Here is a 13,130-nt window from a genome sequence, read left to right as displayed (position 1 = left end):
GAGCACCAAGACCCGAGTGTGATCGGGCTTACCCTCAGTAGGCTAAGTGAACAGACCTTTAAAGGCAAGGAATGTGGGTTAATTCCTTGCAACTCCTCCGACGGCCTGCGAATCCTGCGTCACAGAAGGTCAGCTCTACTAGCCACCCGTCTCCGGCCACATGTCGCGAAGGACGGGCAGCCGGGTTACCGGTTTCGACGTCGGGGGTGCCCTCGTCGAGCGCGGAGGGCTCCGGCTATGGAGCCGGAGCTCCCGGCATTCGCCAAGGCGGCCACAGTTGGCCATGGCCGGGTGTGCACCGGGTCGCCCTACCTGAGGGGCTGAGGCACTTCGAGACTGCCTCGAGGGAAGCGGAGTGGGCGTTCGGAAATGCAGGAATGCACGATCATGGCTCAGCGGGTCCGCCGAGGCAGTGGGCGCCGTCGCTACGCTCGGTCGGCTGCGGTCAGCCGACGTTGTAGACGCGGCCTGTGTGCACGCCTTCGACCGATTTCACGAAGGCGCGGGCCACTTCTCGGGCCGGCGTGGGTGCGAATCCGGGGAAGAACGCGCCGTACTTGGGCAGGGCTTCTTCGACCACGGTCGGGCTGACGGCGTTGATGCGCACACCTCGGGGCAGTTCGGTCGCTGCCGCGGCGACGAAGGATTCGAGGCCGCCGTTGACGGTCGCGGAGATCGTCCCGGTGGCGATCGGTTCGTGGGCGAGGATGCCGGTGATCAGAGTGAACGACCCGTTGTCGCGGATGTGGGGCAATCCGTGGAGTACGAGGTTGATCTGACCGCCGAGTTTGTCGGCGAATCCGTTGCCGAAGTCGGCGGGGGTGGCGTCGGGCAGGGCGACGAACGGGGCGCCGCCGGCGGTGCAGACGACGGCGTCGACGGGGCCGATCGTCTGGTAGAGGGCCTCGATGGATGCCGGATCGCGGATGTCGACGGGGTTGAGGCCGCGACGGGATGCGCGCACGACGTCGTGGCTGTCGCTGAGGTGATCGGCGACCGCGCGGCCGATCGTGCCCGTCGCTCCCACCAACAAAATCTTCATGTACTGCTCCTCCTGTGTATGCCACCGGCGGCCGGACGCTCGCCCGGATGTACCGGGGACTGGTCAATTGATTCCCGACATGCGGCGGATGTGGGTCGCCGCGACAGACAGCGCCGCCAGGTTATGGGTTTCGGTGGCGCGCAGTTCGGCGAGGGTGCGCCGGGAGCGTTCGAGCAGTGGGCGGTTGCGCTGCTCCCAGGCACCGATGTTCCCGGCCGGACCCGGACGGTGATCCGGTACCGTCCGTGCGACGTCGACGGTGAGTGTGCGCAGGGAACGATAGAGGTCTTCGCGTAGCGCGAGCCGCGCCAATGCATGCCATCGGTCGCCGCGGGGCAGCGAGGACACGGCCAGCAACAGGACGTCGATGCCGAGGTGGTCCGAGAGTGCGTAGTAGGTCGCGGCCAGCTCTTCCGGCCGGCCGGTTCCGTCCAAGTGGGCGGCCTCGATGATGTCGAGGAGGCTGTATGTGTACAGCGCTTCACTCAGCGCTCGCGCGATGGGGTCGGGCACACCGGCGTCGCGGTAGCAGCGGCGCGCGGCCGCCACGGTGTCGGCCTCCTGGCCGCGCAGCATGGCCCCGACCTTGCCTTCGAGGAGGGCGACGTCCTCGGCGAACCGTGCGATCTCGGCCTCGATATCGAGCGGCTGGGGCCGGTTTCCGAGGAACCAGCGAGCGGAGCGGTCCAGCAGGCGCCGGGTCTCGGCGATCAGCGAGTTCGTCAGCGGCGACGGCAGGCCGGCGTCGCGGATGGCCCGGATGCGGGACTCGATATCGAAGATCTCGGCGGCGATGGTGCAGGCCCGCACGGCATCGGCGGTGTCCGCAGCGGTTTCGTCCATCAGGCGGGCCGTGAAGGTCGGTCCGCCGATCGCGACGATCCGGTTGACCACAACGGTGACCAGGATTTCCCGGCGCAGTGGATGCCGGTGGATGTCCTCGCCGAGGAGTTCGGTGAGCCGGTGCGGGAAGTACTCCTGCAGCAGGGTCGAGAAGTAGGGCTGGTCGAACAGGTCGCTGCCGGCGAGGTCGGCCTTCAGGTCGAGCTTGACGTGGGCGAGCAGGGTGGCGAGCTGGGGTGCGGTGAGTCCCTCGCCGCGGGCGGCGAGTTCGGCGAATTCGTCCGGCTCGGGCAGGTTTTCGAGTTTGCGGCGCAGGCCCCGGCGAGCTTCGAGGTGCTCGACCATCCGAGCGTGCACCTCGACCATCCGGGCAGCCTCGTCACGGGACTCGCCGAGGACGTTGTTGTGGTCGCGGTTGTTGGTGAGCACCAGTGCTGCCACCTCGTCGGTCATCGATGCGAGCAGGTCGCCACGGTGGCCGGGAATCCGTCCGCTGCTCGCCGTCGCGTCCAGGAGGATCTTGATGTTCACCTCGTGGTCGGAGCAGTCGACACCGGCGGCGTTGTCGATGGCGTCGCTGTTGATCCGGCCGCCGCGACGGGCGAATTCGATCCGTCCGCGCGGGGATACGCCGAGGTTGCCCCCTTCGACGATGACCTTGGCGCGAACGTCGGCGGCGTCGACGCGCACCGAGTCGTTGACCTTGTCGCCGACCTCGGAGTGCGGTTCGGCGCTTCCCTTGATGTAGGTGCCGACGCCGCCGTTCCACAGCAGGTCGACCGGCGCGCTGAGCACGGCGCTGATCACCTGGTCCGGGGTGAGCTCCGTGACGCCGTCGGCGATACCGAGTGCCGCGCGCAGCTGTGCGGTGACCGGCACGGCCTTGGCTTCGCGTGCCCACACGCCGCCGCTGGCGCTGATCACCGTGCGGTCGTAGTCGTCCCAGCTGGATCCGGGCAGCTGGAACAAGCGGAGGCGTTCCTGGAACGAGGTGTCCGGGTCGGGATCCGGGTCGAGGAAGATGTGCCGGTGATCGAAGGCGGCGACGAGCCGGATGTGGGTGCTGAGCAGCATGCCGTTGCCGAAGACGTCGCCGCTCATATCGCCGATGCCGACGACGGTGAAATCGTCGGTGGTGACGTCGATTCCCAGCTCACCCAGGTGGTGGGTGGCGCTGACCCAGGCGCCCCGGGCGGTGATGCCCATGGCCTTGTGGTCGTAGCCGGCCGATCCGCCGGAGGCGAAGGCGTCGCCGAGCCAGAATCCGCGCCGGGTCGCGATCTCGTTGGCGGTATCGGAGAACCGCGCGGTGCCCTTGTCGGCGGCCACTACGAGGTAGGGGTCGGGGTCGTCGTGGCAGACGACCGATGCGGGCGCGACGATCGTGTCGCCGTCGCGGTTGTCGGTGAGGTCGAGCAGGCCGCCGATGAATTCCCGGTAGCTGTGCAACCCGTGCTCGAGGGAGGTGTGTGGGGAGCGGGTCGCCCGATCTGCCGCTGTGCCCGGCGATTTCGCGATGAACGCGCCCTTCGCGCCGGCGGGGACGATGACGGCGTTCTTCACCGCCTGCGCCTTCACCAGCCCCAGAACTTCGGTGCGGTAGTCGTCCACGCGGTCCGACCAGCGGATACCGCCACGCGCCACCGGGCCGAACCGCAGATGCAGCCCCTCGGTCGCCGGCGAGTAGACGAAGGTTTCGAACGCGGGGCGCGGGTGCGGCAGCTCGCCGACCAGCTCACCGCGGATCTTGAACGCGAGGTACGGGCACTGCGTGCTGAGCACGCCCTCGCGGTAGGCGTTGGTGCGCACGCCGGCATCGATGACGCTGCGGTAGCCGCGCAGGATGCGGTCGGCGTCGAGATTGATCACCTGCCGGACGCACTCGTCGAGCCGCTGACGGGCCGCGACGATCCGCTCGACGCGTGCGGGGTCTGCCGCGTCGATGCCCGGGTCGGCAAAGCGCGCGTCGAGCAGCTCGACCAGCCGATGGGCCGCCTCCGGGTTGTCCAGCAGGACGTCACGAATCCTGGCCTGGCCGTAGGGCAGCCGCGACTGCCGCAGATAGCGGCCCAGACAGCGCAGCACCGCGACCTGACGCCAGCTCAGGCCCGCGGCGAGGATCAGCGCGTTGAGCCGGTCGGCCTCGGCGAGCCCGAGCCACATGGCCTCGAACACCAACCGCACCGGGCCGGTGACGTCACCACTGTGAACGGCCGCGGCCGCGAGTTCGCCCGCCTGCAGCGTCAGCCGGTACACATACACCGTGGAGGCCTCGGCCAGCACGGTGGTGTGCTCGTCGAGAGCCTCGAGGTCGAGGCTCTCGAGCAGTGGCAGGATTCGGCGTAGCGGCACGGGCCGACGTGCGTACAGCGTGAACCACAACCGCCCGTCGGCGATGTCGGGTGCGTCCACGCTGATCTCGATAGCGTCCGGAGACAGGTTCTCGATCGCGTCGGTGTCGAACATCGCACGGCTGCTGCGGATGTCGGCAGCTCCGTGCGCCACGACCGGCTCGGCCGCTACGTCGAACGAACTCATGGGTCCTCCACCCGGATATCGCGTAAGGCGTGGTCGCGCTCAGCGCAGACTCTGATCGGCGAGGTCGAGCGCGGCGTCGAGGATCGCCAGGCCCTCCCGCGCCTGTTCATCGGTGACCGTGCAGGGCGGCACCACGTGGATGCGGTTGAAGTTCGCGAACGGCAGCAGCCCGCGTGCCTTGCAGTCGGCGAGCACGGCATTCATCGCCGGGCTCGATCCGCCGTAGGGTGCCAGCGGCTCCCGGGTGGCCCGGTCGGCGACCAGCTCGATCGCCCAGAACACGCCGGTGCCGCGCACGTCACCGATGCTGGGGTGCCGGTCGGCCAGCTCCCGCAGTCCGGGGCCGAGGATCTGCTCGCCCACCCGGGCCGCGTTCTCCACCACGCACTCCTCGGTCATCGCGTTGATGGCCGCGACGGCGGCGGCCGTGGCCAGCGGGTGACCGGAGTAGGTCAACCCACCGGGATAGGACCGGTCGGCGAAGGTGGCGGCGATGGCCGGGCTGATCGCAACACCGCCCAGGGGCACGTAGCCGGAGTTCACGCCCTTGGCGAAGGTGAGCAGATCCGGGACGACGTCGACATGGTCGATCGCGAACCATTTCCCGGAGCGGCCGAAGCCGGCCATCACCTCGTCCGCGATGAAGACGATGCCGTACCGGTCGCACAGTTCCCGCACACCGGCCAGGTAGCCGGGCGGCGGGATCATGATGCCCGCGGTGCCCGGAATCGATTCGAGCACGATCGCGGCGATGGTGGACGGCCCCTCGAGCCGGATCACCTCGTCCAGATGCGCGAGCGCCCGTTCGGTTTCCTCGACCTCGGTGGTCGCGTGGAAATGCGACCGGTACAGGAACGGGCCGAAGAAATGGACGACGCCGCTGTTGGCGTAGTCGTTGGGCCAGCGTCGCGGATCACCGGTCAGGTTGACCGCGGTATCGGTGCCGCCGTGGTACGAGCGGTACCGCGACAGCACTTTGTACCGGCCGGTGTGCAGCCGAGCCATCCGGACCGCGTGTTCATTGGCGTCTGCGCCGCCATTGGTGAAGAAGATCTTGTTCAGCTCGCCCGGGGTGCGGTCGGCGATCAGTCGCGCCGCTTCCGAGCGGGCGCTGTTGGCATGCTGCGGTGCGATCGTGCACAGCTTCGCGGCCTGTTGCTGGATCGCCTCGACCACACGCGGATGCTGATGCCCGATATTGGTGTTCACCAGCTGCGACGAGAAATCGAGCAGCCGATTGCCATCGCCGTCCCACACATAGCAGCCTTCGGCGGCGGTGATGGCCATCGGGTTGATCTGTGCCTGGGCCGACCACGAGTGGAAAACATGGGCACGATCGAGGCTGTAGGCCCGGTCGGCCTCGGCGCGCAATGATTCCGGCGTCGTTTCGGCGGGCAGGTGACCGGTGTCTGTGGTGAGTGCCATGATCAGTCCTCTCGATCAGACGTTCTGCGGGAAGCCGAGTTCGATGCCACCGTGGCTGGGGTCGAGCCAGCGACTGGTGACGGCCTTGGCGCGGGTGAAGAAGTGCACGCCCTCGGTGCCGTGGGCGTGGGTGTCGCCGAACAGCGAGTTCTTCCAGCCGCCGAAGCTGTAGTAGGCCATGGGAACCGGGATCGGGACGTTGATACCGACCATGCCGACCTCGACCTCGTTCTGGAACCGCCGCGCCGCGCCGCCGTCGTTGGTGAAGATGGCGGTGCCGTTGCCGAACGGGTTGGCGTTGACCAGTTCCAGCGCCTCGTCGTAGGACTCGACGCGCACGACCGACAACACGGGCCCGAAGATCTCGTCGGTGTAGACCGACATGTCCGGGGTGACCTCGTCGATGAGGGTGGGCCCGAGCCAGAACCCTGCTGCGCCGCCGTCCGCCTCGACGGTGCGGCCGTCGACGACGATCTTCGCGCCCGCGGCCTCTCCCGCATCGATATAGGAGGCAACCTTGTCGCGGTGCGCCTCGGTCACCAAGGGGCCCATGTCGACCGCGCCGGTACCGTCGCCGGTCTTCAGGGTGCGGGTGCGCTCGGCGATCTTCGCGACCAGATCGTCGGCGATGGGCCCGACTGCCACACACGCCGAGATCGCCATGCAGCGTTCACCGGCGGAGCCGAAGCCCGCGTTCACCATCGCATCGGCGGCCAGGTCCAGATCGGCGTCGGGGAGCACCACCGCATGGTTCTTGGCTCCGCCCAGGGCCTGCACCCGCTTGCCGGCTGCCGTGCCGGTGGCGTACACGTACTGCGCGATCGGGGTCGAACCGACGAAGCTGACCGACTTGATCTTCGGATTGGTGAGCAGTTCGTCGACCGCGGTCTTGTCGCCCTGCAGCACATTGAACACACCGGCCGGCAGCCCCGCCTCCGCCCACAGCGCGGCCAGCCACAGCGACGCCGACGGGTCCTTCTCACTCGGCTTGAGCACCACGGTGTTACCGGCGGCGATCGCGAGGGGGAAGAACCACATCGGCACCATCGCCGGGAAGTTGAACGGGCTGATGATCGCGACCGGGCCGAGGGGCTGGCGAACCGAATACACGTCGACCTTGGTCGAGGCGTTCTCGGTGAACCCGCCCTTGAGCAGATGCGGGATGCCGCAGGCAAATTCCACGACCTCCTGGCCGCGGCTGACCTCGCCCAGGGCATCCGAGCGCACCTTGCCGTGTTCGCGGGTGATGATCTCGGCCAGCTCCGGCTTGCGCTCGTCGAGCAGCTCACGGAACTTGAACAGCACCTGGGTGCGCTTGGCCAGCGAGGTGTCGCGCCATTCGGGATAGGCTGCCGCGGCCGCATCGATCACCTGCCGGGCATCGGCGACGTCGGCCAGAGCCACCCGGGCTGTGATCTCCCCGGTCGCCGGATTGGTCACCGGTGCGGTCTGCCCGGAACCGCCGGCAAAGATCTCGCCGTCGCGCCAGTGCTGGACTGTGTCGGTCATGGATAGCCCTTCCTCGATCGTGGTGCCACGCAGGCTGCGCGTGTCCCGTCGGCATTCAGCCTCCCCCCGCCGACACCACCCGGAGGCGAGCAATCTGTATTGGCAGACCGATTCCGCGATACACTTTGTAACGTGACGCTGACCGTGGCCGAGATCGTCGCGCTGCCGGTGATCCAGCGCGGCGAACCCGCGATCCTCAGCGCCCGCGGATTCGACACCAGAGTCCGGTGGGTGCACGTCAGCGATGTCGCCGACCTGTCCGGCCTGCTTCAAGGGGGCGAGCTGGTCCTCACCACCGGCTCGGCGCTGCGCACCGATCCGCACCGGTACCTCTCCGCGATCGCGGCGGCGCATGCGGTGGGCGTGATCGTCGAACTGGGACCGGCCGGCCCGCTGCCGACCGTCGTCGGCGATATCGCTGATGAGCTCGGCCTGGCGATGGTGGCGCTGCCTCGAGTGATCCGGTTCGTCGAGGTCACCGAGCAGGTCCACCGCGCGATCGTCAACGATCAATACGAGGAGGTCGCCTTCGCCCGCCGGGTGCACGAGGTTTTCACCGACCTCGGGATGCGCCGCGGGTCACCCGCCGACATCGTCGACGCGACCGCCCAGCTGCTCGACGCACCGATCGTCCTCGAAGACCTGTCCCACCAGGCGGTCGCCGTGGCCGCGGCCGGACATCTCACCGCGGAACTGCTGCACGACTGGGGCCGCCGCTCGCGCTTGCACGCCGCCGACGCCGATCGGCCCGAAACGCGGGAATGGGTCGACACCCCGGTCGGTCGCGGCGGCGAGTCGTGGGGACGGCTGATCGCCTTGCGCGCGGCCGCCTCACCCCGGACCACCATGGTGCTCGAACGCGCCGCGCAGGCGCTGGCGATGCACCGCATGGCCGAACGCGGCCGCTTCGACATCGAACACCAGGCCCAGGCCGGACTGCTCGACGACGTCCTGCGCGAACGCATCCGCACCGAAGAGGACGCCACGGCGCGCGCCTTCGCGCTCGGATTGCGCGCGGCACCGGAGTACCTGCCGGCGGCCGTGCGGGTCGGCGGCTGGCCGCAAGACGGCGACCCGGTCACCGCCCACCGGCACAACACGCGCCTGCTCGACACGATCGTGCGGGCGGTGCGCGCATCCGGGCACACCGGCCTGTTCTCGCTGCGCAGCCCGGGTGAGGTCGGAATGGTGCTGTCGTTACGGACCGGCCGCGGCCGGTCCCAGCACCACGTGCTGACCGCACTCGGTGACTCCCTGCGCCGCGATACCGAACGCGCCACCGGCGCCGGTGATCTCGTCCTCGGCGTCGCGGCACCGGCATCCGGCCTGGTCGAGGCCATCCAGCAGATCGCCGACGCAGCTCACGTCGCCGAGGTCGCGCTCGCCATGCCCACCCGCGAGCGCAGCTACTTCCGCGTCGCCGACATCCGGCTACGCGGCCTGGTGACGCTCCTGCGCACCGATCCCCGCGTGCAGCGGTTCGCCGAAACCGAACTGCGGGCGCTGATCCTGCACGACCTCGAGACCGGCGATCGCTACCTCGACGTTCTGCGCGGCTATCTGGAGTCGGCAGGTAACAAGTCCGCCCTCGCGCACCGGCTGCATATGAGCAGGCCCGCCCTGTACACCAAGCTCGACCGCATCGAAACGCTGCTCGGCGTCGACCTCACCGATGGCGAGTCGATGACGTCCTTGCACGTAGCGCTGATGATCCTCGACGCCCAACCGGCACCGGCCCCGGCGGGATCCTGATCCCGCCAACCCCCATCGCACCGCGACCGAGGACGCGCTTGCCGGAGGGCAACTCGCCGGCTCGGTTGACATGACCACGCTGCCACCCGCATAGTAATCGCCAGCACTGTCTGATTGTCAGACATCCGATGTTTACCAGGTCGTGGGGAATCGCTGCCGACCTGACTCGGATTCGTTTGCCACGGAGCCGCCGCCCGCCTCATGAGACGAGTGCCCTCGCCAACTCCCCTGCACCGAAAGCGGACAAGACCACATGAGCTGGACCATCGCCACACTCACCGATCCATGCCCTTGGCCGGCGCGCGCACCCATCGGCCGAACGCAGGCAGGAGCCGAGCGGACAGGAGTCCAGCGATGACCGCCGCACGCTTCGCCAAGGTACTGGTGGCGAACCGCGGCGAGATCGCCATCCGCGCCTTCCGAGCCGCCTACGAACTCGGCATCGACACGGTCGCGGTATTCCCGCACGAAGACCGCAACTCGGTGCACCGGATGAAGGCCGATGCGGCGTATCAGATCGGCGAGGTCGGCCACCCGGTCCGCTCCTATCTCTCCGTCCACGAGATCGTCTCTGCCGCACGGCATTCCGGCGCCGACGCCGTCTATCCCGGGTACGGGTTCCTGTCGGAGAATCCGGATCTGGCGCGGGCGTGCCGTGCCGACGGCATCACCTTCGTCGGGCCCACGCCGGAGGTACTCGAGCTGACCGGGAACAAGGCGCACGCGGTTGCCGCGGCGCGCGCGGCGGGCCTGCCCGTGCTCGCCTCGTCGGCGCCGTCCGCGGATGTCGAGGAACTGCTCGCGGCGGCGGAGAACATGGACGTGCCGGTATTCGTCAAGGCCGTCGCCGGTGGCGGCGGTCGCGGGATGCGCCGGGTTACCGACCGCGACCGGTTGCGTGCGGCGATCGAGGCCGCGTCGCGGGAGGCCGAATCCGCGTTCGGCGATCCGACAGTGTTCCTCGAGCAGGCCGTGATCGATCCGCGTCATATCGAGGTCCAGATTCTCGCCGACCAGCACGGCGACGTCGTGCACCTGTACGAACGTGATTGTTCGCTGCAGCGCCGGCACCAGAAGGTGATCGAGTTGGCGCCCGCGCCGAACCTGGACGCCGCCGTCCGAGACCGGATCTGCGCCGATGCGGTGGCCTTCGCCCGCCACATCGGCTACTCGTGCGCCGGCACGGTCGAGTTCCTGCTCGACGCTCGCGGCAATCATGTCTTCATCGAGATGAACCCGCGCATCCAGGTCGAACACACCGTCACCGAGGAGATCACCGATATCGATCTGGTGCAGGCGCAACTACGGATCGCCGCCGGGGAATCGCTGGCCGATCTCGGGGTGAGTCAGGACCGGATCACGGTGCGGGGCGCGGCATTGCAGTGCCGCATCACCACCGAGGACCCGGCCAACGGGTGGCGGCCCGACACCGGCCGCATCACCGCCTACCGGGCGCCCGGCGGCGCGGGCATTCGGCTCGACGGCGGCGCGAACCTCGGCGGCGAGATCAGCGCGCACTTCGATTCCATGCTGGTGAAGCTGACCTGCCGCGGGCGTGACTTCCCCACCGCGCTGGCACGGGCGCGGCGCGCGGTCGCCGAGTTCCGCATTCGCGGCGTCGCCACGAACATCCCGTTCCTGCAGGCACTGCTGGACGACCCCGACTTCCGCGCCGGACCGGCCACGACATCGTTCATCGAACAGCACCCACAGCTGCTCACCTCCCGCGGTTCGGCCGACCGCGCATCGAAGATCCTGCACTATCTTGCCGACGTCACGGTCAACAAGCCGCACGGTGAGCGCCCGACACCGATCTACCCGCACGCCAAACTGCCCGAGATCGACCTCACCACCGCGCCGCCCCCGGGATCCCGGCAGAAACTGCTCGCCCTGGGACCCGAGGGCTTCGCCCGGGCCCTGCGCGACCAGGAGGCGCTCGCGGTCACCGATACCACCTTCCGCGACGCACACCAGTCGCTGCTGGCCACCCGCGTGCGCACCGCCAGCCTGCTCGACGTCGCGGGGCATGTCGCGCGGATGACTCCGGAACTCCTGTCGATCGAGTGCTGGGGTGGCGCGACTTACGATGTGGCGCTGCGGTTTCTGCACGAAGACCCGTGGGAGCGGCTGGCCGCGCTGCGCGAGGCGGTGCCCAACATCTGTTTGCAGATGCTGCTGCGCGGGCGCAATACCGTCGGATACACGCCGTATCCGGAAAAGGTCACGCGCGCATTCGTTTCCGAGGCGACCGCGACCGGTGTCGACATCTTCCGCATCTTCGACGCGCTGAACAACGTCGACCAGATGCGACCGGCGATCGACGCGGTGCGCGAAACCGGCACGGGCATAGCGGAAGTGGCGATGAGCTACACCGGTGACCTGGCCGACCCGAGCGAGAACCTCTATACACTCGACTACTACTTGAAGCTGGCCGAGCAGATCGTGGACGCCGGGGCGCACGTCATCGCTGTCAAGGACATGGCCGGGCTGCTGCGCCCACCCGCCGCCCACACCCTGGTGACCGCGCTGCGGGAGAACTTCGACCTGCCGGTGCACGTGCACACCCACGACACCCCGGGTGGCCAGCTGGCGACGTACCTGGCGGCCTGGCACGCCGGGGCCGACGCGGTCGACGGGGCGTCGGCGCCGATGGCGGGCACCACGTCTCAGCCCGCGTTGTCGGCAATCGTTGCGGCGGCGGCGAATTCGCCGTTCGACACCGGACTCGACCTGCAGAACGTGTGCGATCTGGAGCCGTACTGGGAGGCGCTGCGAAAGGTGTACGCGCCGTTCGAATCCGGGCTGCCGGGGCCGACCGGGCGGGTCTACCACCACGAGATTCCGGGCGGGCAGCTGTCCAATCTGCGGCAGCAGGCCATCGCGCTGGGTCTGGGCGACCGGTTCGAAGAGGTGGAAGCCAAATACGCTGCGGCGGACCGGTTGCTGGGACGGCTGGTGAAGGTGACGCCGTCGTCCAAGGTGGTCGGGGACCTAGCGCTGTCACTGGTGGGTTCGGGTGTGACAGTCGACGAGTTCGCGAGCGACCCGGGCCGCTTCGACATCCCCGATTCCGTAATCGGTTTCCTGCGTGGCGAACTCGGCACACCGGCCGGCGGCTGGCCGGAGCCCTTCCGCACCAAGGCACTCGAAGAGCGCACCGAAGTCCGGCGCGCCACCCGAGAACACAGCCTGGACCGCGCGGACGAAGCCGCGCTCGACGGTGATTCGACCGGCCGCCGCGCCACGCTGAACCGGCTGCTGTTCCCCGGTCCCACCGCCGAATTCCTGACCCATCGCGAAAAGTATGGCGACACCGCACTGTTGTCGACCAACCAGTTCTTCTACGGCCTGCGCCACGGCGAGGAACACCAGGTCCGGCTCGAACCCGGCGTCGTCCTCATGATCGGTCTCGAAGCGATCTCCGAACCCGACGAGCACGGGATGCGCACTGTGATGTGCATTCTCAACGGACAACTGCGCCCCATCGCCGTCCGCGACCGGTCCATCGCGGCCGAGGTACCGGCGGCGGAGAAGGCCGACCAGAACAATCCCGGTCACATCGCGGCCCCCTTCGCCGGTGTCGTCAGCCTCATCGCCGACGTCGGCGATGTGGTCAGCGTGGGTGACACCATCGCGACCATCGAAGCGATGAAGATGGAAGCCGCCATCACCGCGCCCCGCACGGATCATATCCACCGCGTCGCCATCGGCGCGGTGCAACAGGTCGAAGGCGGTGACCTACTCGTCGAAATCAGCACCGACCATGGCCGGACCAGCGAACTTTCTGTCTGACCCCGGCGATCAGGACCACATCCCATGCACCTGTCCGGCTACTGTCCTCCGGCCGACCACACCGTCATCCATCACCGAGCCGACCCGGCAGCGGCACCCGCCCGCCGCTGCCGACGGGTCGCGGACCTGCCCGCCGTCGGCGACCGGATCGATTGCCCCGACTGTTTTCGCAGTGAGGGCATCGGGCACGACCTGGCCTGTGAATCCTGTACGGCACGCCTGCTCATCG

Annotated in this window: 6 protein-coding genes; 2 read left to right on the top strand and 4 right to left on the bottom strand. The window is 68.6% G+C overall.

All coding sequences use genetic code 11. The annotated features are described in order from the left end of the window. Positions 1-445: 445 nt before the first annotated feature. The 4 genes from D892_RS0126900 to D892_RS0126885 form a co-directional block, all read right to left on the bottom strand. Complete coding sequence (locus D892_RS0126900; RefSeq protein ID WP_024804207.1) at positions 446-1,042, bottom strand: short chain dehydrogenase; 597 nt, start codon at positions 1,040-1,042, stop codon at positions 446-448. A 63-nt stretch (positions 1,043-1,105) separates the two neighbouring features. After that, positions 1,106-4,423, bottom strand: coding sequence for an NAD-glutamate dehydrogenase domain-containing protein (locus D892_RS0126895; protein ID WP_024804206.1), 3,318 nt, complete (start codon positions 4,421-4,423; stop codon positions 1,106-1,108). A gap of 39 nt (positions 4,424-4,462) precedes the next feature. Continuing rightward, positions 4,463-5,848: an aspartate aminotransferase family protein gene (locus D892_RS0126890; protein ID WP_024804205.1), complete on the bottom strand. Its 1,386-nt coding sequence runs from the start codon at positions 5,846-5,848 to the stop codon at positions 4,463-4,465. Positions 5,849-5,863: 15 nt separating this feature from the next. Further along, positions 5,864-7,357: a CoA-acylating methylmalonate-semialdehyde dehydrogenase gene (locus D892_RS0126885; protein WP_024804204.1), complete on the bottom strand. Its 1,494-nt coding sequence runs from the start codon at positions 7,355-7,357 to the stop codon at positions 5,864-5,866. A 132-nt stretch (positions 7,358-7,489) separates the two neighbouring features. Here D892_RS0126885 and D892_RS0126880 point away from each other — a divergent pair, with 132 nt between their 5' ends. Together D892_RS0126880 and D892_RS0126875 are read left to right on the top strand one after the other, a co-directional pair. Beyond that, complete coding sequence (locus D892_RS0126880) at positions 7,490-9,109, top strand: PucR family transcriptional regulator (RefSeq protein ID WP_024804203.1); 1,620 nt, start codon at positions 7,490-7,492, stop codon at positions 9,107-9,109. Between the two features lie 354 nt (positions 9,110-9,463). Continuing rightward, positions 9,464-12,901, top strand: coding sequence for a pyruvate carboxylase (locus tag D892_RS0126875; RefSeq protein ID WP_024804202.1), 3,438 nt, complete (start codon positions 9,464-9,466; stop codon positions 12,899-12,901). The last annotated feature ends 229 nt before the right edge of the window (positions 12,902-13,130 follow it).

Origin of the sequence: Nocardia sp. BMG51109 (assembly GCF_000526215.1) — a bacterium.
Lineage (GTDB): Bacteria > Actinomycetota > Actinomycetes > Mycobacteriales > Mycobacteriaceae > Nocardia.
The sequence above is the reverse complement of the archived record's forward strand: the minus strand, read 5'-3'. Positions and strand labels throughout refer to the sequence as shown.

Bases quoted from the DNA above. Each gene is read 5' to 3' on its own strand.
- D892_RS0126900 (WP_024804207.1), bottom strand. From the start codon at position 1,042: ATGAAGATTTTGTTGGTGGGAGCGACGGGCACGATCGGCCGCGCGGTC.
- D892_RS0126895 (WP_024804206.1), bottom strand. From the start codon at position 4,423: ATGAGTTCGTTCGACGTAGCGGCCGAGCCGGTCGTGGCGCACGGAGCT.
- D892_RS0126890 (WP_024804205.1), bottom strand. From the start codon at position 5,848: ATGGCACTCACCACAGACACCGGTCACCTGCCCGCCGAAACGACGCCG.
- D892_RS0126885 (WP_024804204.1), bottom strand. From the start codon at position 7,357: ATGACCGACACAGTCCAGCACTGGCGCGACGGCGAGATCTTTGCCGGC.
- D892_RS0126875 (WP_024804202.1), top strand. From the start codon at position 9,464: ATGACCGCCGCACGCTTCGCCAAGGTACTGGTGGCGAACCGCGGCGAG.